Genomic DNA, 18,631 nt, shown 5'->3' on the forward strand with positions numbered 1-18,631 from the left:
ATGGCCCGCGATAGCGATTCCCGGCCGATCTCCGCCGTCATCCGCGACCAGGCGATTGCCTGGTTCACCCTGGCCCAGTCGGGCTGCATGAGCGAGGCCGAGCAGCGCCAGTTGCTGGTCTGGCGCGAGGCCAGCAGCGAGCACGAGCGCGCCTGGCAGCGCCTGAGCAGCATCCCGCTCGGCCTGCAGCGTCACGCCGGCACGCTGGCCGACCCACTGGCGCGGCAACTGGCCGGTCGCCGCCACACCCACGAGATGGACCGGCGCAAGGCGCTCAAGCTGCTGGTCGGCTTCGGCCTGCTCGGCGGGCTCGCCTGGCAGGGACGCGACACGCAGTGGGTTCAGGGCGCCCTGGCGGACTATCGCACCGGCAACGGTGAGCGAACGCAGCGCACGCTACCCGACGGCACGCGCCTGTGGCTCAACACCGCAACCGCGGTCGACCTGCATTACACCGAGACCGTTCGCGAACTGCGCCTGCGTTACGGCGAGATCGAGATCCTCACCGCCCGCGACGGCGCCGGGCGGCCGCTGCGGGTCGTCAGCGGCGATGCCGTGCTGCAACCGCTGGGCACGCGCTTCCGCGTCCGCCGCGACGAAGACGGGCGCGGCACCCTGCTGGCCGTCACTCAGGGGCGTGTGGCCGCCAGTTCGCTGGCCGGCGGCGAGGCGAGGGTGATCGAGGCCGGTTCCCAGGCTCGCATCGACGCGGCCGGCGTCAGCGCACCGCAGGCGCTGGAAGCAAATGGCGGCGCCTGGGTCGATGGCTACCTGGTGGCCGAGCGCATGCGCCTGGGCGACTTCCTTGCCGAGCTGGACCGTTATCGCCCCGGCCTGCTGCGCTGCGATCCGGCGGTTGCGGGTGTCCGCCTGAGCGGCTCCTACCCGCTGGCCGATACCGACCGGGTGCTCGCCATGCTGCAGGACAGCCTGCCGGTGACGGTCCAGCGACGCACCCGCTACTGGGTGACCGTAGGCCCGCGCTAAGGAAAGAAGCCGAGCGCCGCGGAAAATCGCAGCCAAGTGCCGCGGAAAATCGCAGCCGAGCGCTGCGGAAAAAGGCAGCCGGGCGCCGCAAGAAAGCACCAATGAAAATAATTCTCGAAAAGTCGGCAGGTTTTCGTTTCTCGCTTGGCCTAGGGATAAATCCCTGCTCGCCACGGCGGGCCAACAACGAGAAACGGACCCTCCGCCCATGACGCTTCACCCCATCACCCGCGCCCTGCGCCAGTCGCTCGGCCTTGCCCTGCTGTCCTGCTCCACGCTCACCCTGCTGCCGGCCATGCCGGTGCAGGCTGAATCCACGACCAGCCGCACCCAGCAATACGCCATCCCCGCCGGCCCGCTGGACCAGGTGCTCGGCGAGTTCGGTCGGCGCGCCGGCATCCCGATCTCCGTCAATGCGGGCCTGACCGAAGGCAAGCGCAGTGGCGGGCTGAACGGTGAGTACGGCATCGAGGACGGTTTCGCCCGCATCCTCTCCGGCACCCGCCTGACGGTGCGCCGTCTGGAAAACGGCGGCTACGGCCTGGTGCCGACACCGTCGGATGCGGTGCTGGAGATGGATTCCACCACCGTGTCCAGACAGGCGCTGGACGCGACCACCGAGGGCACCAACTCGTATGCGGCTCGTGCGGTCACCCTCGGCAAGGGCGTGCACAGCCTGCGCGAAACACCACAATCGGTGACGGTGCTGACCCGTCGCTATATGGACGACCAGAACGTCACCACCATCGAGCAGGCGATGGAAAAGACGCCGGGCATCGCCGTGTACGAGTCACCCATGGGCGGCAAGTATTTCTACTCCCGCGGCTTCATGATGCAGGGCCAGTACCAGTACGACGGCGTGCCGCTGGATGTCGGCGGCGAGTATGTGCAGGCCAACAGCTTCTCCGGCGACATGGCCTTCTACGACCGGGTCGAGGTGCTCAAGGGCGCAGCGGGCATGCTCAAGGGCTCGGGCAGCTCCACCGGCGGCGTCAACTTCGTCCGCAAGCGGGGCCAGAGCGTGCCGCAGACCAGGCTGTCGCTCTCGGCCGGCTCCTGGGACAACTACCGCGGCCAGGTGGACACCGGTGGCCCGCTCAACGAGTCCGGCACCCTGCGCGGGCGGACTGTCGTGGCGGTGCAGGACCGCCAGTATTTCTACGATGTCGGCAAGCGCAATGACCAGATTCTCTACGGCGCGCTGGACTACGACGTGACCCCGGATACCACCCTGGGCCTGGGCGTTGCCTACGAGAAGCTGGATGCGACGCCCTGCTGGCACGGCCTGCCGCGCTACAGCAACGGCAAGGACCTGAAGCTCAGCCGCTCGACCTGCCTGGGCGCTTCCTGGAACAACTGGGAAAGCGAGCGCACCACGCTGTTCGCCGACCTGTCCCACCAGTTGAACGAGGACTGGGCCTTCCGGTTCGCCGGTGTCTGGACCCACAACGACCAGGACATCAAGTACGCGCTGTCCGAGACGTCGGGTGGTGTTACACCGGGTGCGACCTCGGCGCCTTCCTCGGTGTACTCCGGTCTGTTCGACTACGACCAGACCGACTACGGCTTCGATGCCTACCTGGACGGAAAATTCGAGGCCTTCGGCCTGCAGCACGAGCTGACCGTCGGCGCCAACGCCAGCCGCGCCAAGACCCACGATCACTACGCGCTGATCAACATGACCAGCCTGCTGGGTACCTCGCAGGACCCGTTCCATCCCAACTCGCAGATTCCCGAGCCGGCGGATGATTTCTACCCGCCCAACTCCTACCGCGGCGGGCCGCAACCCACCGAGTCGGACACCCGCCAATTCGGCACCTACGCGACCTTGCGGCTGAAGCTGGCCGAGCCTTTGACTGCGGTGCTGGGTTCGCGCGTCAGTTGGTACCGCAACAGCCGCGACTCCTACACCCAGGCCTGGGATTACTGGCAGCACGACCGCAGCCAGGAGAACGGCCAGGTCACACCCTTCGCGGCACTGATCTACGACCTCAACGATGAGTGGTCGGTCTACATCAGCTACGCGGACATCTTCCAGCCGCAGAGCACCTACACCGACGAATCCGGCAGCCCGCTGCAACCCAAGACCGGCGCCAGCTACGAGCTGGGCATCAAGGGCGAGCTGCTGGATGGCCGGGTCAACACGGCCTTCAACCTCTTCCGCACCCTCGAGGAGCACCGCGCCGAAGCCAACTACGACACCACTTGCCTCGGCTCCTCCGACGGCTACTGCTACACCGACGTGGGCAAGGTCCGTGCCCAGGGCTTCGAGGCGGAAATCAGCGGCGAGGTCATCGACCGCCTGCAATTGCTGGCCGGCTACACCTACACCCAGACCAAGTACCTCAACAGCACGGAAGACAATCCGCAGGAACCCACCTTCACCACCAGCTACTTCCCGCGCCACCTGTTCCGTGCCTGGGCCGATTACCAGCTGGCCGGCGAACTGGACCGCTGGAGCGTGGGGGCGGGCGTGACGGCGCAGAGCGACACCTCCGTACGCAGCGGCAACGTGAAGTCGGTGCAGTCCGACTACGCCATCTACAGCGGCCGCCTGGGCTACCGCATCGACGACCACTGGAGCGTCGCGCTCAACGGCAACAACCTGTTCGACAAGAAGTACTACCAGAGCGTCGGTGCCGTTTCCTGGGGCAACTTCTACGGCGAGCCGCGCAACTTCATGGTCACCCTGCAGGGTTCGTTCTGACGCGGATATGGGCCGATGCCAGGATTCGCTGCTGATGCGTGTTGACCTCAACCTAGGTTGAGGTCCTAGAGTCCGTCCGGGCCTGCCTGCCGCTGTTCGCCAGCGGTGGGCCGGCACCTTCGGAACATGACCGCACAAGGACCCGGTATGGATACCCACGCTTCACTGATGATCTTCCAGATCGTCTGCTTCCTGGGCTTCAGCCTCTGGCTGAGCATCGCGCTGATCAACAACCTGCACGCCTTTTCCAGCTCGGTCGCGGCGGTCGGCGCGACCATGGCGATGGCACCGCTGCGCCAGCCACCCGCGATCGACTTTCCCCTGCTACGGCGTGCACTGACGTCACCGGCGCTGCATCGGCTGGCCATGATCGTCGTCGTCCTGCTGCAGGCCCTGGCGGTGCTTGCGGCCTGGACGGGTTGCTACCACTGGCTGCTGGGCGGCGAACTCGAAGCCGCCAGGCCCTGGCTGAACCTCGCCCTGAGCGCGGCACTGGGCTTCCTCTTCGCCATGCTGCTGGGCGGGCTCTGGTTCGGCTACTGGATTCGCCAGGAAGCCCTGCAGCTGACGCACCTGGTGCTGGTCGTCTGGGTGCTGCTGAACTTCCTCGTCCTCAACCTTCGCTGGAGTTGACGCGCCATGGGTACCGGGAGAATGCCGATGAACATCCTGATCGTGGGAGCGGGCAGGGGGCTGGGACGCGCCTTGCTCGAAGGGCTGGGGCAGCCGGGGGATTCGCTGATCGGCGTGTCGCGCCGGCGGCCGGATACCCTGGCGACGGCGCCGGGCATCGATCTGCAGTGGATCGAAGCGGATCTCGCCAGGCCGGCGGAAGCGGTCGCGCAGATCGAGGCGCAGGCGCCGGCTGAACTCGACGTGCTGATCTGCAACGTCGGCATCTGGGAAGAGCACGCCTTCAGCGAGCAATACTCGTTCCTTGGCGACAGCGACGCCTCCATCGGCAGGCTGGTCGACGTGAACATCACCGCCACCTTGCTGCTGCTGAAACGCCTGGTGCCGCGGCTGCTCGGCTCCGCCCGGCCGCAACTGATCCTCACCGGCTCGACTTCCGCCCTGCGCCAGAGCGGCCGCCCGGAAGTGGCCTTCGGCGCCGCCAAGTTCGCCCTTAACGGCATGGCCGATGCGCTGCGCGAGAGCTTCCGCGACCAGCGCCTGGCGGTGACCGTGCTGCAACTGGGCAACCTGAATACCGATGACTCGCTCGCCACGCCGCTGACCGAGGCTGCCGCGCGCGGGGAAGGGCAACTGATCCCCGTGCACGATGTGGTCGCCCTGGTCGATGCGCTGCTGCGCTTGTCCGCTTCCTCGTTCGTGCGCGAGCTGACCTTGCCGGCCATTCGCGACGAGCGTTTCTGACTGTCGTCATTCGATTTCATCCTTGATGAACGGGCAGCCAGGGCTGGTTGTCTTCGGCGGTGCGGCGCCGCGACCCGCCGGAGCTTGCGGGGCGACGGGGCCGTTACGCCAGAGCCCTCTCGACGCGATTGCGCCCGGCTGTCTTGCCGCGGTAGAGCGCGCCATCGGCCTGCTGCATGTACTCGTCGAGCGCCTGCGTGCTGGTGAAGGCTTCCGAGACACCGATGGTGGCGGTGCAACGGATCGGCTGCTCCGGGGTGGCGCCCGGTACTTCACTGCGTTCGATTGCCGCGCGGGCGCGTTCGGCCAGTTGCAGGGCGCCTGTCCTGTCCGTGTTGAGGCCGACGAGGACGAATTCCTCGCCGCCCAGCCGGCAGGCCAGGTCGCCCTTGCGAGCGGTGGCCTTGAGCACCTGGGCCACATGGCACAGGACGAGATCGCCGACCTTGTGGCCGTGGCTGTCGTTGATCTGCTTGAAGTGATCGATGTCCACGATCAGCAGGTAGGCCGGCCCCGCGCTGCGGGAGCGGAAATGCGCATCCAGCCCTTCGACCAGTCCGCGGCGGTTCAGCAATTGCGTGAGCGGATCATGGGCGGCCATGGTGCGCAGTTCATCCGTCAGGCGGCGCAGTACCAGCCAGACGGCACAGGGGGGCAGCACGGTGCCGAGGAACGACATGTAGAGGTAGAAGACTTTCTGGAAGCCGCTGTTCATGTCGAGCGCCGCCAGCCCACCCTGGAGGATCATCACGAACTTCACGGCGTTCAGCGCGCAGAGGCCGCCAATCAGGATGGCGAACACGACCATTTCGACGCGCAGGTCCCTGGCGACGTTCTGCCGGGCGTAGAGCACCCCCACGGCCATACCCAGGAACAGCAGCGTGCACGAGGCTGCCAGCAGCGCATGGCGCGCTTCACTTCCAAGGGTGAATTGCACCGTAACCTGCAGCGCCGTGTAGAGGACCGCCAGCGTGAGCAATGGCCGCCATACGGCGGTCGGTCGACCAAAGAAGCGCAGGGCGCCAAGGACATAAGCGACGGGGGCGCAGAGGGTCATCGTGTGGTTGACGATGCTCATCATCCCCCAGTTCGCCGGGCCGCCGAGCAACTGCAGGATGTAGGCGAGCCCCAGCAGGAGATTGCCCAGGGCGAAGACTTCCATGCCCATCTTCTTGCCGTTCAGCCGGGTGCTGATCAGCAGGAACATGACGCTGAAACAGAGCAGGTGCACGCAGAGCATGCTGAGGATGACAGTGGTGACCATGGGTTCGCGTCAGTGAATACGTAGCAAAGGGAGCCGGGTACCGCAGGTGTGGCGGGCGCGAACCTGGCGCTCCAGGCCGCATCTGGCCTGCTCGGCGGAGTCGTTCAGGGCAAGGGCACCTAACCATATGTATAGCGGGAAGGCAATCCGCCAGCAGGGCATGTCCCTGGGGGCGCCCCTCACGATTCTGTCGACAGCCCGGACCGGGGGCTACAGTTCACTGTCGAGGACGATACCGGGGCCAGGAACCGGGACGTTTCGAGCAGTCAGAGCCACTGACGTTGGAGACAGGACATGCCCAAGAAAATCATCATTTCCTTTGACGGGACCTGGAATACGCCGGACGCGAAGTCCGAGATCAAAGGCAGCAAAAGCACCAATGTCTGGAAGCTGCATGCTGCCATTCTGCCTGCCGACAAGAACGGTACAACGCAGGACAAGTGGTACGACCAGGGCGTTGGCACGGCATGGTACGACCGCCTGGCCGGCGGTGCATTCGGCGTGGGGCTCTCGGAGAAGATCCTCGATGGCTATCGGCAGCTGGTCAGCACCTACGAGGTCGGTGACCAGATCTACCTCTTCGGTTTCAGCCGTGGGGCATACACGGCTCGCAGCCTGGTCGGGCTGATCCGCAACGCCGGGCTGCTCAAGCCCGAGCACATCGACCTGACGAACGAAGCGTACGGCCTCTATCGTACCCGCGACGAGGGCGCCGATTCCGATAGCGCCCGACTCTTCCGCGGCAGTTTCTCGCGGGAGATCACCATCCACATGCTGGGTATCTGGGACACCGTGGGCGCCCTGGGCGTGCCGCTGGAATCGTTCGACTGGTTCAACAAGTCCTACTACGAATTCCACGACACCGAACTCAGCTCGATTGTCCACAACGCCTTCCACGCGGTGGCCATCGATGAGTGGCGCAAGAACTACCAGTGCACCCTCTGGGACCCGAAAAGCAAGCCCAACCAGCGTGTGGAGCAGGTCTGGTTTTCCGGGGCGCACGCCAACGTCGGCGGTGGCTACGCGAACAACAGTCTGTCGGACATCGCGCTGGTGTGGATGACCAACAAGGCGATCGAGTGCGGCCTGGCGGTGGACACCGGCAAGACCCCCAGCCTTCCCACCACGACCCCCGCCATCACCAATTCCTACAAGGAGTTCCTGGGGGGCGCCTACAGCCAGCTCACCCCGCCGTATTACCGGGATATCGGCAACACCGCCTTCGGCCAGGAAGCCATCGACGCCAGCGTGGAGGAGCGCCTCAAGCACGATCCCCAGTACAAGCCGAAGAACACGGTGGGCGGCAATCTCACCGGCAATTTCACCCCGGTGGGCAGGATCCGGTAATCCAATCGCTAGCGGGCGGCGCGCTGGCGTGTTTCTTCGTCGAGCACTTCGCGCAGCGAGGCGAGGAAGGGCGTGGCGTCGGTATAGCGGCGGCCGTAGCCGAGGTTGAAGGCGTAGTCGAAGTCCGGCGGGTTCCGCCCCTGGGTGTGCTGCAGGATGGTTTCCAGCTTGTCGAGTGCCTTGACTGCCTGTGCTTCGGCGGTCGCGGCGGCATCGTACTCGTCGTACAGGGCCAGGAGCTGCGCGCGCAGCGGCGGCGCCAGCGTGGCGGTCATCTGCAGCAGGTCCTGCCGTTCGCTGTCGCCCTTGCTGCCGTGGGCCTGCAGGTCGACGGCGGGCACATCGCCGCCCAGCGCTTCGCCCAGGTCGTGGATGATGCACAGCTGCAGCACCTTGCCGAGGTCGAGCTCGCCCAGATCCTCGGCGAACACCATCGCCAGCAGGGCCAGGCGCCAGCTGTGCTCGGCGGTGCTTTCGCGGCGACCAGTGGACGTGTGGGCGCTGCGCAGCACGCTCTTGAGTCGTTCGGCCTCGCGGAGGAAGGCGAGTTTGCCCTGGATGTTCTGTTCGCTCATCGGCGATGGCCCCTTGTGAGTCGTCCGGGCGATCATCCTGTCGCCGGGGCCGCCGGCTGTCCACGCATCAAATATGCGCGGTGCCATCCGCCCGGAGCGTCTCGACCAGGCGCGCAGTCGTGCCATCGGACAGCGTAAGGCGCGTCCAGCGGCACTGGCTCTGGCGAATGGGCACCAGCAGCGAGCCATTGGTGCCGGTGGCGAACTCCAGCGCTGGCGTGGCGTTGCCCTCGCGCCAGCCGAGCCCATCCAGCTTCGCTTCCTGGAGGGCGATGGCCTCGGTCACGAACGGCCAGAGCGAGCGGCCCAGCAGCTCGGTATGCGGAACACTGAACTCTGCCGCTCGCGCGGGCGAACAGGCGAGCAGCCGGTGGGTCAGGTCACAGACCAGGTGGACGGGTTGCGAGCTGCTGGCGACCAGGCGGGCCAGGGCGTGGTCCGCTGCGCTGTCCAGGCGCGCCAGGAGCAGCGCTTCGATCCGTGCGCGCTGCTCCGGCTCGGCATCCTGCAGGCCGGCTTCCCAGCGCGAGATGGTGGACTGGCTGACGCCGAACATACCGGCCGCGTGGCTCTGCTTGACGCGATGCAGCAGGCGCCAGCGTCTGAGCATGGGGCCGAGCGGGGCGTGGTGCAGCGGAGGTGAAGTCATGGCGGGGTATCGGTTCCGGTTCCGTGCCAGCATAGCCCGGAATGCGCCAGCAGCATTGTCTTGAGTCGATGCTCGCGCGCTAGGTGCTGACCTCAGCGCTTCACGCAGACGAACAGAGCATTGCCCGAACTGCCGGCCCAGGGCGTGATCCGCTCGTAGTCGTGCTCGAACACCTGCACCTCGAAGAGCGGCTCCAGCAGCCGTTGCAGTTCGGCGAAGGTCAGCGCGACCATCGCATGTTCATCCTGCCAGGCCCGGGTCTCGCCGGCCGTGGTCTTCTCGATGCTCAGGCGCAACGCCTGGCGCTCGCCCGCGCCGCTGTAGTACCAGCCCGAGCCGAAGGTGAACTGGCTGCCATCATGCTCCACCGAGTGGCGGACGAAGGAGTCGTTGTCGATCAGCGCCTTGTCCACGCTGTTGAAGCAGAACACGCCGCCCTCCGCGAGCGCGTCGTGCACGCTCGCCAGGCACGCCTGCAGCTGTTCGACGCCGGGGTTGTAGTGGATCGAGTAGAGGAAGCAGGTAATCAGGTCCAGTGGCGCTTCGACGCGGAAGCTCGCCATGTCCTGTCGGCTGAACTGCGCCTCGGGGCAGCGCTGCCGGGCGATGTCCAGCATCGGCTGGTTGATGTCCAGGCCGGCACTCCGGTAGCCCGAGTCCAGGAAGTGGCGTACGTGCGGACCGGTCCCGCAGGCGAGGTCCAGGTGCCGGCGCCCCGAATTGCCGAACAACTGGTGCAGGCGGCGCACGCAGTGGCTCTGCGCCTGATAGTCGATGTCGGCGCACATCAGGTCGTAGTAGGAGGACAGGTCGGTGTACAGCGCGTTGGAGGACATGGGGCAGCCAGGGAGAGGATTCGCCGGAGGTTCGGGCGCGGCATGGTACATCAGCCTCGCGCGTTCTCCGCAGAATTCGGACGTCCCGCCGGATGGCGTTTGTGGCCGGACCGCTGCGAACGGCCATTTTTTTCATTGGGCTCGATAATATTTTTACTAATTTTCCTCGGCGAAAAGCTGAAGCACCATGCCGCCCCATTCCAATAACAACGTCCTTCGAGGCGGCCAGCAGGAGTGCCCAGGTGCAAGCGTTCAACGAGTGGCGGCAGTGGTTTGTGACGCAGGTTTTCATCGATGACGCATTGAGCCGAAGGCTCCCGCTTACCGCCCCGATCGATCTCCGCTGAATCCCTCCCGCAGCGGCCGCCCGAAGGTTTGCCCCGGCTGAAACCGCCGGGCTTGCGACCGCTGCGCGGGAAGCCTCGACCGGCATCGAGCCGTTCCAGTCCAACGAGCGCCCGTCGCTCGCAGTCCATGAGTCAGCCATGAAAAAAACAACAAGCGCGTCCGATACTTCCTTGCCTGCCCATCAACCCCACGAACCGTCCGCACGGTCCTTCCGCAAATCGCTGGGCATCCCGGCGCTGGTGCTGTTCGGCCTGGCCTACATGGTGCCGCTGGCAGTCTTCACCACCTACGGCCTGGTCACCCGCATGAGCAAGGGCCACCTGCCGGCGGCCTATCTCTTCACCCTGGCGGCCATGCTGCTGACCGCCTACAGCTATGGGCGCATGGTGCAGGCGCACCCGTATTCGGGCTCGGTCTACAGCTACACGCGCAAGACCTTCGGCGCGGCATTCGGCTTCCTGGCGGGCTGGACGCTGCTGCTGGATTACATCTTCCTGCCGCTGCTGAGCTACCTGCTGATCGGCATCTACATGGTCGACTATTTCCCCTCGGTGCCGCTGTCGGTGTGGATCCTCGGGTCCATCGTGCTGGTGACCCTGCTCAACCTCGTCGGCATCGAATCGATCACCCGCGTCAACTGGGTGCTGATCGTCGCGCAGATGGTGTTCGTGGTGGTGTTCATCGCCCTGTCGTTGAGCCACCTGGGCGCCCAGGCGGAGCCGGTGCCGCTGGTCCAGCCCTTCTATGACGAGCACTTCAGCCTGCCGTTGGTGATGTCCGGCGCGGCGGTGCTGTGCCTGTCCTTCCTCGGTTTCGACGCGGTGTCGACCATGGCCGAGGAGACGCCCGAGCCGCGCCGGCAGATTCCAGCGGCGATCATGCTGGTGACCCTGATCGGCGGCGTGCTGTTCATCGTCATGGCCTACTTCGGCCAGCTGGTGTTCCCCGAGTGGCAGGCGCTCACCGATGCCGACTCCGCGTCGCTGGACGTGCTGCGCCGGATTGGTGGCGAGTGGCTGGTGACCTTCTTCACCGCCACCTATGTGGCTGGCTGCTTCGCCTCGGCGATGGTGTCCCAGGCCAGCGTCTCCCGCGTGCTGTTCGCCATGGGCCGGGACGGCGCGCTGCCCCGCGTGTTCGGCAAGCTGGTGACGAAGAAGCGCGTGCCGGCCACGGCGATCATGCTGATCAGCCTGCTCTCGCTGATCGCCCTGTTCGTCACCCTGGATACCGTCGCCAACATGATCAGCTTCGGCGCGCTGTTCGCCTTCTCCGCGGTGAACCTGGCAGTGATCAAGCACTACCTGGTCGACGAGCGCCTCACCGGGAAGGGCAACTACCTGCGCTACGGTGCGCTGCCGGCGGTGGGCTTCCTCAGCACCATCTGGCTCTGGTCGAGCCTGTCGGGCATGTCCTTCATGATCGGCTTCGCCTGGATGTGCCTGGGCTTCATCTGCCTGGCCAGCGCCACGCGGATGTTCCAGCAGCCGCTGCCGGACCTGAACATGGCGGAGTGACTGCCGGGCGGGGAGAAGTCGGGCCTGGCCCCGGCTTCTTTTCAATCCGGCCCGATACTGGTTAAGGTGGCGCGACTTCGAGGAACTGGCCGGATCTCGCCATGAAACTGCATCAATTGCGCGCCCTGCGCACCATCGCCGAGAGCGGCAGCATCCAGGAAGCCTCGCGGCTGCTCGAGGTGACCCAGCCGTCGCTGTCCAAGGCAGTGAAGGAGCTGGAAGGCGAGCTGGGCGTGCCGCTGCTGGTGCGCTCCAATCGGGGTGTAACGGTCACGCCTTATGGCGAGCGGCTGGTGAGCATGGCCCGGCTGGTCACCGAGGAAGTGCGCCGCGCGCGCGACGAAATCGACACCCTGAAGGGCGAGATGGCCGGCCGTGTGGCCATCGGCGTGTCGCCGGTGACGCCCAATCGCGCCTTCGCCCACTGCTTCAGGCGTTACCGCGAGCTGTACCCCAACGTGCAGCTGCAGATTTTCGAGTTGCGTTCGGTGCAGCTGTTCGAAGGGCTGAAGGAGGGCCGGCTGGACCTGGTGCTGACGACCCAGCCGGTGGCGGAGCAGGCCGACGGGCAGGTCTGGCGTGAGCTGGCGCCGCAACCCTCGGCGCTGGCGGTGCGCAAGGGCCACCCCCTGGCAGGGGCGCAATCGCTGCACGAGCTTCTTGACCTCGAATGGCTGCTCTCCGACCCGCTGGAAGTGGCCCTGGCCGGGCAGTTCTTCCGCGAACGCCAGGTGGCGCCACCCAGGCGCATCACCGAATGCTCGTCGTCGCTGCTCTACCTGGAACTGGCGGCCAACACCGATGCGGTGAGTTTCTGGTCGCAGCGCATGCTGGCTCTGCCGACGGTGGCCCAGGTGCTGGAGCCCTTGCGGATCGCCGAGGCGACGCCGGTGGCGAGCATCTCGCTGGTCACCCGGCCGCAGGAGCTGATGACCCGCGAAGCCCAGTTGCTGGCCGAGGAAATGCTGGCGGCTTTCCTTGCGGAGCCGGCGTGACCGGCATAACCAGCCTCAATGCTCATGTGTAGAGATCATTACTCCGCATTTTCGCGCTGATGCATCCTGCCGGCCGCCATCAGCCCCAGGAAACGGCCGGAGTCTCCATGAATGCATCGTCGTATTTCTCCCAGAGCTACGCCCAGGCGCGCAGCAAGTTCCTCGACGCCTGCGCGGCCGCCGGCCTGCTGGTGGAGTCCCACGTCCACCCACTCACCGGGCGCGACGGTGAGACGCTGGCGCTGGACGTCGCCCGTGAAGGACCGCCGGATGCCAAGCGCCTGTTGATCATCAGCAGCGGTTGCCACGGCGTCGAAGGCTTCTGCGGCTCGGGCGTGCAGAGCGCGCTGCTCGCGGACACGGCATGGCGCGAGCACGCGCGCCGCAACGACTGCGCGGTGCTCTACCTGCACGCCGCCAACCCCTACGGCTTTTCCTGGTGGCGCCGCTGGACCCAGGAGAACGTCGACCTCAACCGCAACTTCCGCGACTTCACCCAGGCCGCGCCGGAGAACCCCGGCTACGTGCAGCTGGACCCGGTACTCGCGCCGCGACGCTGGCCCAGCCCGCTGGGGCGCCTGCGTCTGCTCGGCTATGCGCTGCGCCACGGTCGCTGGGAGTTGCAGAAGGCGATCTCGTCCGGCCAGGCCAGTCATCCCGATGGGCTGTTCTTCTCCGGCTCGCAGCCGACCTGGAGCAACCGTACCGTGCGCGAGGTGCTGCGCCAGCATGGCCGGCAATGCCGCGAATTGGCCTGGATCGACGTGCACACCGGCCTCGGCCCGAGCGGCTACGGCGAGTACATCTACTCGGGCGATCCGCGCCCCGAAGCGCTGGTCCGCGCCCGCGCCTGGTGGGGCGACGAAGTGCGCTCGACGGAGGAGGGCAACAGCGTCTCGGTGAAGCTCAGCGGCAAGCTGGTGCATGCGGCATTCGAGGAATGCCCGCAGGCGCTGCTGGTCTCCATGAGCCTGGAATTCGGTACCGTGCCCGGCCCGCAGGTCCTCGAAGCGCTGCGCGCGGACCAGTGGCTGCATCGCACGCCCGATGCGCCGTTGGCCAAGGTGCGGCGGATCAAGCAGCAGCTGCGCGATGCCTTCTACATCGACACGGACGAGTGGAAGAGCGCGGTGCTGACTCGCGCGCGGGACACGGCCTGGCGGGCGGTGGAAGGGTTGTGCAGCGAGATTCCGGCGCCGCTGCGCTGACCGGGGATCAGCCTTCCAACTGGCTGCGCTGCTCCTCGAACCAGTCGAGCACCGGCTGGCAGGCCGGGTGGGCGGCGCCGCTGTCGCGTAGCCAGAGCGCGTAGCGACCGCCGGTTTTCAGCGCTTCGCCGAAGGGCACGATGAGGTCGCCGCGCTGCAGGGCATCGTGGGCCAGCAGGCGGTCGGTCATGGCAACGCCCAGGCCACGGGTGGCAGCGTCCAGCGCCAGGTCGTCGAGGTTGAACAGCATGTGCTTGAACGGTGTGGGCGGCGGAGCGGCCTGGGCGCGCAGCCATTGCGGCCACTCCAGGCCGCCGCTGGAGGCGTGGATCAGCGGGTGACGCGCCAGTTCCTCCAGCGAGCGCGGCGGCTGCTGGCCGTCGTCCAGGCGCGGGGCGCAGACGGGGATCAGGTATTCGTCGTACAGCGGCATCAGCGTACGTCCCTGGGGGTCGCTGCCGCTGGGCAGGTAGAGCACGTAGGCGTCGCAGTCGCCGCCGTCGTCCACCACTTCGCCGCCCACCGTCTCGATGGACAGGCACAGCTCCGGGTGCCGGTTGTAGAAGGAACTCAGGCGCGGCAGCAGCCAGCGAACCGCCAGCGAAACGAAGATGCGGATGCGGAAGGGCCGCTCCGCCGATGCCGGGGCGAGACGTTCCTCCAGGCGCAGCAGTTGCTGCAGCATGCCCTCGGCCACCGCGTGCACTTCGCGGCCGGCGTCGGTCAGCGCCACCTTGCGGCTGGTGCGGTCGAACAGCGGCACGCGGTAGTACTCCTCCAGCTGTTGCACCTGCCGGCTGATGGCGCTCTGGGTCAGGTGCAGCTGTTTCGCGGCGGCCGTGAAGCTGCCGGAGTCGGCGACCTGTACCAGGGCCTGCAGCGCCTGCAGGGAGGGAACGCGAAGCAGTTTGTCCATGGCTCTCTCGTCCGCGATCTACGCGCTTATCTATGCGAGATGGGAATACAAGGATGAAAAATGAGCGTTGGTGCGCTCAGCGCAACTGCCCGTAGATTCTGGTCATGACGCGCCATCGGGGAAATCGCTTGGATACGCCCGGCGCATGGATTGTGAAGGAGTGCCGGGCAATGAACAATCACTGTGGCTGGATCGCCCTGGCGGGCGAGTTGCCGACGCAGCCGACGCTGAGCGGGACCCAGCGGGCGGACTGGCTGATCATCGGTGGCGGCATCACCGGGTTGTCCGCCGCCCACACGCTGGCAGCGCGCTTTCCGCAACAGCGTGTGGTGCTGCTGGAACGCCAGCGCATCGCCCAGGGCGCCTCTGCGCGCAACTCCGGGTTTGTCGTCGCCCATGAGTTGCCGGCGGCCAGCGAACGCCTGGGGCAACCCGGCCATGCCGCCTACCAGGTGGCCTCGCGCATCGGCATCGCGGCCGCGCAGGAAGTCCGCCAGCGCATCGCCGGGCTGGGCATCGACTGCGAGCTTTTCGAAGACGGCTATCACTTCGCCGCGCACCGGCCCGAGCACCTGGGCGATATCGACGGCATCCTCGCCACGCTGGCCTCGGTCGGCGCCAACGCCCGCTACTACGAAGGCGCGGCGCTGGAACAGCGACTCGGCAGCGCCTTCTACGCGCGGGCCATTCATTGCGCCGGCGGCAACGCGCTGCTGCAACCGGCGCGCTATGTGAAAGGCCTGGCCGACCGCCTGCCGGCGTCGGTGGACATCTTCGAGCAGAGCGGCGTGACCGACCTGCGCCGCAGCGGCCAGGGCTGGGTGGCACGCACGGCGCAGGGCGAAGTCCAGGCTTCGCAGGTGCTGGTCTGCCTGGGCGCATTCATCGCCCGCGCCGGCCTGCGGGAGAGTGGTGCCTTCCCGCTGGAACTCAGCGCCAGCATCACCCGCCCGCTGGATGAGCCTCGCTGGCAGTCGCTGTTCGGCGAGCGCCAGTGGGGCGTGCTCGCACCGTTGCCCGGTGGCGGCACCGTGCGCCTGCTGCCGGGGCGCCGGTTGCTGATCCGCAACACCGTCGAGTACCGCCATCGCGACCTCGACAACCAGGCGCTGGCCGAGCGCCGTCGCCGCCATCTGGCCGGTTTGCAGAAGCGTTTCCCCGGCATCGTCGAAGCCGACATCGCCTACAGCTGGACCGGCCACCTGAGCGGCACCCGTTCCGGCGAACCGTACTTCGCCCGCGTCGATCAGGGCCTGCATGCGGTGGCCGGCTGCAATGGCTCGGGCGTGGCGCGCGGCACCCTGTGGGGTCGCCTGCTGGTGGAGATGGCGGCGGGCGACAGCTCGCCCGTGCTGGCCGACGTGCTGGCGCAGGCCAGCCCCGGCTACCTGCCGCCCAGCCCGTTCTTCGATATCGGCGCCTCGCTGCGCATGGCCTGGGAAGTGCGCCGCGCGCGCGCCGAGGCCTGATCCGTCGCTTTACCCACGCACAACAATCCCTATAAAGAAAAAACGAGGGCAGCATGATCAATCGTTCCAAGACTCTGGCCAGCTTCACCCTGGCAGGCCTCGCACTCGCAGCAGCGGCCGGCACCACCCAGGCGGCGCAGACCGTCACCATCGCCAACTGGAGCGGCTACATCGCCGAAGACACCCTGGCGAACTTCACCCGGCAGACCGGCATCCAGACGACCTACGACCTGGTCGACAGCAACGAGACCACCGAAGCCAAGCTGATGACCGGCGCCAGCGGCTACGACCTGGCCAGCCCGTCCAACCACTTCCTGCCGCGCCTGATCAAGGCCGGCGCCATCCAGGAACTGGACAAGAGCAAGCTGCCCAACTGGAAGAACCTCGACCCCAAGCTGATGAAGATCCTCGAGGCCAACGATCCGGGTAACCGCTACGCCATTCCCTACCTCTGGGTGACCGTCGGCATCGGCTACAACGAGGACAAGATCAAGGCCATCTTCGGCAACACCGACGTCACCCACAGCTGGCAGTTGCTGTTCGATCCGAAGAACGCGGAAAAGCTCGCCCAGTGCGGTATCGCGGTGATCGACAACGCCACCCAGATGGTGCCCATCACCCTCAAGGTGCTCGGCCGCGACCCGGCGAGCCAGAACCCGGACGACTTCAAGGCCGCCGAAGCCGCGCTGCAGGCGGTGCGCCCGTCGATCCGCTACTTCCACCAGTCCAAGTACGTCAGCGACCTGGCCAACGGCAACATCTGCGTCGCCATCGGCTTCAGCGGTGACGTGCTGCAGGCCATGACCACCGCCCGGCAGGCCGGCAACAATGTGAAGATCGGCTACAGCCTGCCGCGCGAAGGCAGCACCATCGCCGTGGACACCGTGACCATTCCCAAGGGCGCGCCGCACCTGGACAACGCCTACGCCTACATGAACTACCTGCTGCAGCCGGAAGTGATCGCCAACATCAGCAATGCCGTGCAGTACCCCAACGGCAACGCCGCCGCGACCCAGTACGTCGACCCGGAACTGCGCAGCAACCCGGCCGTCTACCCGCCGCAGGAAGTGCTCGACACCCTGTTCCCGATCAAGACCCTGTCGCCGTCCGGGATGCGCATGAGCACCCGCCTGTGGACCCGAGTGATGAGCGGCAAATGACCCAGCCCAACGACCTGCGCCGCCACGCCCTGGTGGTCGGCGCCGGCGTGGTCGGCCTGGCCACCGCGCTGCAACTGCAACGCCGCGACTTCCGCGTGACCCTGCTGGACCGCAATCCGCCGGGTCTCGCCACGTCGTTCGGCAATGCCTGTACCTTCGCCACCTACTCGGTGGAGCCGGTGGCAACGCCCGGCATCTGGCGCAAGGCGCCGGGCATGCTGCTGCGCCCGGACAGCCCGCTGGCGATCCGCCCGGCCTACCTGCCGCGCATCGCGCCGTGGCTGATGCAGTTCCTGTCGGCCTCGCGGCGTGACCGGGTGGAAGCCATCGGCCGCGACCTCAACACCCTGCTGCGCCCCTGCATGGAGGCGTGGCAGGGGCTGTTCGACGAGGCCGGCGCCAACGACCTGATCCGCCACGATGGCTCGCTGTATATCTTCGAGGAGCATGAGCGCGGCGATGCGCAGGCCATGGTGGATTACCACCGGCGCTTCGAGGTGCCGATCCGCTTCGTCGAGGGCTCCGAACTGCGCGAGCTGGAACCTGCGCTCAACGCCCGCGCCAGCTGCGCCGTGGAGCTGCCCGGTGTGAGCCGCACGCTCGATCCCTACGCGCTGAGCCTGCGCCTGTTCGAACGCTTCCAGGCCATGGGCGGCGAGTTCCGTCGCGGCGAGCTGCTGGGCATCGATCCGGCCGGGCAGGGCAGGGATGCGGTGCAGGCGCAACTGACTAGCGGCGAGCGACTGGCCGCCGACCGCGTGGCGCTGTGCACCGGCGCCTGGTCGCGCACCTTGGTGGACCAACTGGGCGATAGCGTGCCGCAGGACACCGAGCGCGGTTACCACGTGCTCTTCGGCCATGCTGGGCAGGTGCTCAACCGCCCGGTGTGCTGGGGCGCCGGCGGTTTCTACATGACGCCCATGGCGCAGGGCCTGCGCGTGGCCGGCACGGTGGAATTCGCCGGGCTGGAGGCGCTGCCGAGCCCGGCCCGCTACCGCTCCTTGACCCGTGGCGCGCGGCGCTTCCTGCGCCTGCAGCACGAGCCGGTGTCGCAGTGGATGGGCTTTCGCTCCTCGGTGCCGGACAGCATGCCGGTGCTCGGCCCGTCCCGGCGGCTGCCGCAGGTGTTCTACAACTTCGGCCACGGCCACATCGGCCTGACCCTCGGCGCCATCACCGGCCAGCTGCTCGCCGAGCAGGCCAGCGACGTCGTCACCAGCGTGCCGGTGACGCCCTTCCTTGCCAGCCGCTTCAGCGCGGGCTGAAACGCCCGTAT

General features: G+C 67.0%; 16 protein-coding genes. 11 read left to right on the plus strand and 5 right to left on the minus strand.

Translation table 11 applies throughout. The features are described from left to right. The 4 genes from UB43_RS05390 (at nucleotide 1) to UB43_RS05405 (ending at nucleotide 5,071) form a co-directional block, all read left to right on the plus strand. Entirely contained in the window at nucleotides 1–987 is a 987-nt protein-coding gene (locus tag UB43_RS05390) for a FecR domain-containing protein (protein ID WP_045209333.1), read from the plus strand. Nucleotides 988–1,195: 208 nt separating this feature from the next. Next, complete coding sequence (locus tag UB43_RS05395; RefSeq protein ID WP_045209334.1) at nucleotides 1,196–3,694, plus strand: TonB-dependent receptor; 2,499 nt, start codon at nucleotides 1,196–1,198, stop codon at nucleotides 3,692–3,694. Nucleotides 3,695–3,841: 147 nt separating this feature from the next. Continuing rightward, nucleotides 3,842–4,327, plus strand: a complete 486-nt coding sequence (locus UB43_RS05400; protein ID WP_045209335.1) for a DUF2165 family protein — start codon at nucleotides 3,842–3,844, stop codon at nucleotides 4,325–4,327. Between the two features lie 27 nt (nucleotides 4,328–4,354). After that, nucleotides 4,355–5,071 (plus strand): SDR family oxidoreductase, encoded by a 717-nt coding sequence (locus tag UB43_RS05405; protein WP_045209336.1) that lies wholly within the window; start codon nucleotides 4,355–4,357, stop codon nucleotides 5,069–5,071. 103 nt (nucleotides 5,072–5,174) lie between these two features. Here the strand turns inward: UB43_RS05405 and UB43_RS05410 are convergent, their stop codons facing one another. Then, complete coding sequence (locus tag UB43_RS05410) at nucleotides 5,175–6,335, minus strand: GGDEF domain-containing protein (RefSeq protein WP_045209337.1); 1,161 nt, start codon at nucleotides 6,333–6,335, stop codon at nucleotides 5,175–5,177. Nucleotides 6,336–6,629: 294 nt separating this feature from the next. On the opposite strand from UB43_RS05410, the gene UB43_RS05415 reads away from it, so the two are divergent. Further along, the gene (locus UB43_RS05415) at nucleotides 6,630–7,682 is read left to right on the plus strand and encodes a DUF2235 domain-containing protein (RefSeq protein WP_045209339.1); all 1,053 of its coding nucleotides are present in this window, start codon (nucleotides 6,630–6,632) and stop codon (nucleotides 7,680–7,682) included. Nucleotides 7,683–7,690: 8 nt separating this feature from the next. Here the strand turns inward: UB43_RS05415 and UB43_RS05420 are convergent, their stop codons facing one another. The 3 genes from UB43_RS05420 to UB43_RS05430 form a co-directional block, all read right to left on the minus strand. Then, complete coding sequence (locus UB43_RS05420) at nucleotides 7,691–8,257, minus strand: HD family hydrolase (protein WP_045209341.1); 567 nt, start codon at nucleotides 8,255–8,257, stop codon at nucleotides 7,691–7,693. Nucleotides 8,258–8,324: 67 nt separating this feature from the next. Beyond that, entirely contained in the window at nucleotides 8,325–8,906 is a 582-nt protein-coding gene (locus UB43_RS05425) for a helix-turn-helix domain-containing protein (RefSeq protein WP_045209342.1), read from the minus strand. Nucleotides 8,907–8,998: 92 nt separating this feature from the next. Then, nucleotides 8,999–9,742 (minus strand): class I SAM-dependent methyltransferase, encoded by a 744-nt coding sequence (locus UB43_RS05430; RefSeq protein WP_045209344.1) that lies wholly within the window; start codon nucleotides 9,740–9,742, stop codon nucleotides 8,999–9,001. A gap of 485 nt (nucleotides 9,743–10,227) precedes the next feature. Here UB43_RS05430 and UB43_RS05435 point away from each other — a divergent pair, with 485 nt between their 5' ends. The 3 genes from UB43_RS05435 (at nucleotide 10,228) to UB43_RS05445 (ending at nucleotide 13,810) form a co-directional block, all read left to right on the plus strand. Beyond that, nucleotides 10,228–11,607 (plus strand): APC family permease, encoded by a 1,380-nt coding sequence (locus UB43_RS05435; RefSeq protein ID WP_045209347.1) that lies wholly within the window; start codon nucleotides 10,228–10,230, stop codon nucleotides 11,605–11,607. A gap of 101 nt (nucleotides 11,608–11,708) precedes the next feature. Beyond that, entirely contained in the window at nucleotides 11,709–12,602 is an 894-nt protein-coding gene (locus UB43_RS05440; RefSeq protein WP_045209349.1) for a LysR family transcriptional regulator, read from the plus strand. 107 nt (nucleotides 12,603–12,709) lie between these two features. After that, nucleotides 12,710–13,810, plus strand: a complete 1,101-nt coding sequence (locus tag UB43_RS05445; RefSeq protein ID WP_045209350.1) for a M14 family metallopeptidase — start codon at nucleotides 12,710–12,712, stop codon at nucleotides 13,808–13,810. A gap of 7 nt (nucleotides 13,811–13,817) precedes the next feature. On the opposite strand, the gene UB43_RS05450 is transcribed toward UB43_RS05445, so the two are convergent. Further along, nucleotides 13,818–14,726, minus strand: coding sequence for a LysR substrate-binding domain-containing protein (locus UB43_RS05450; RefSeq protein ID WP_045209351.1), 909 nt, complete (start codon nucleotides 14,724–14,726; stop codon nucleotides 13,818–13,820). Nucleotides 14,727–14,896: 170 nt separating this feature from the next. Between UB43_RS05450 and UB43_RS05455 the strand changes: the two genes are divergently transcribed. Genes UB43_RS05455 through UB43_RS05465 form a run of 3 tightly spaced genes read left to right on the plus strand, consistent with a single transcriptional unit; the run spans nucleotide 14,897 to nucleotide 18,620 of the window. Beyond that, nucleotides 14,897–16,195, plus strand: coding sequence for an FAD-binding oxidoreductase (locus UB43_RS05455; RefSeq protein WP_045209353.1), 1,299 nt, complete (start codon nucleotides 14,897–14,899; stop codon nucleotides 16,193–16,195). 53 nt (nucleotides 16,196–16,248) lie between these two features. Beyond that, nucleotides 16,249–17,355: a polyamine ABC transporter substrate-binding protein gene (locus tag UB43_RS05460; protein WP_045209355.1), complete on the plus strand. Its 1,107-nt coding sequence runs from the start codon at nucleotides 16,249–16,251 to the stop codon at nucleotides 17,353–17,355. Then, nucleotides 17,352–18,620: an FAD-binding oxidoreductase gene (locus UB43_RS05465; protein ID WP_045209358.1), complete on the plus strand. Its 1,269-nt coding sequence runs from the start codon at nucleotides 17,352–17,354 to the stop codon at nucleotides 18,618–18,620. Before UB43_RS05460 ends, UB43_RS05465 begins: the two co-directional genes overlap by 4 nt. Nucleotides 18,621–18,631: the final 11 nt, after the last annotated feature.

This window comes from Pseudomonas sp. 21, from assembly GCF_000955805.1.
Lineage (GTDB): Bacteria > Pseudomonadota > Gammaproteobacteria > Pseudomonadales > Pseudomonadaceae > Pseudomonas.

Excerpts from the sequence above, each read along its gene's own strand:
- UB43_RS05390 (WP_045209333.1), top strand. The coding sequence starts at position 1 with ATGGCCCGCGATAGCGATTCCCGGCCGATCTCCGCCGTCATCCGCGAC.
- UB43_RS05445 (WP_045209350.1), top strand. The coding sequence starts at position 12,710 with ATGAATGCATCGTCGTATTTCTCCCAGAGCTACGCCCAGGCGCGCAGC.
- UB43_RS05395 (WP_045209334.1), top strand. The coding sequence starts at position 1,196 with ATGACGCTTCACCCCATCACCCGCGCCCTGCGCCAGTCGCTCGGCCTT.
- UB43_RS05405 (WP_045209336.1), top strand. The coding sequence starts at position 4,355 with ATGAACATCCTGATCGTGGGAGCGGGCAGGGGGCTGGGACGCGCCTTG.
- UB43_RS05415 (WP_045209339.1), top strand. The coding sequence starts at position 6,630 with ATGCCCAAGAAAATCATCATTTCCTTTGACGGGACCTGGAATACGCCG.
- UB43_RS05410 (WP_045209337.1), bottom strand. The coding sequence starts at position 6,335 with ATGGTCACCACTGTCATCCTCAGCATGCTCTGCGTGCACCTGCTCTGT.
- UB43_RS05440 (WP_045209349.1), top strand. The coding sequence starts at position 11,709 with ATGAAACTGCATCAATTGCGCGCCCTGCGCACCATCGCCGAGAGCGGC.
- UB43_RS05460 (WP_045209355.1), top strand. The coding sequence starts at position 16,249 with ATGATCAATCGTTCCAAGACTCTGGCCAGCTTCACCCTGGCAGGCCTC.
- UB43_RS05450 (WP_045209351.1), bottom strand. The coding sequence starts at position 14,726 with ATGGACAAACTGCTTCGCGTTCCCTCCCTGCAGGCGCTGCAGGCCCTG.
- UB43_RS05435 (WP_045209347.1), top strand. The coding sequence starts at position 10,228 with ATGAAAAAAACAACAAGCGCGTCCGATACTTCCTTGCCTGCCCATCAA.
- UB43_RS05425 (WP_045209342.1), bottom strand. The coding sequence starts at position 8,906 with ATGACTTCACCTCCGCTGCACCACGCCCCGCTCGGCCCCATGCTCAGA.
- UB43_RS05400 (WP_045209335.1), top strand. The coding sequence starts at position 3,842 with ATGGATACCCACGCTTCACTGATGATCTTCCAGATCGTCTGCTTCCTG.
- UB43_RS05430 (WP_045209344.1), bottom strand. The coding sequence starts at position 9,742 with ATGTCCTCCAACGCGCTGTACACCGACCTGTCCTCCTACTACGACCTG.
- UB43_RS05420 (WP_045209341.1), bottom strand. The coding sequence starts at position 8,257 with ATGAGCGAACAGAACATCCAGGGCAAACTCGCCTTCCTCCGCGAGGCC.
- UB43_RS05465 (WP_045209358.1), top strand. The coding sequence starts at position 17,352 with ATGACCCAGCCCAACGACCTGCGCCGCCACGCCCTGGTGGTCGGCGCC.
- UB43_RS05455 (WP_045209353.1), top strand. The coding sequence starts at position 14,897 with ATGAACAATCACTGTGGCTGGATCGCCCTGGCGGGCGAGTTGCCGACG.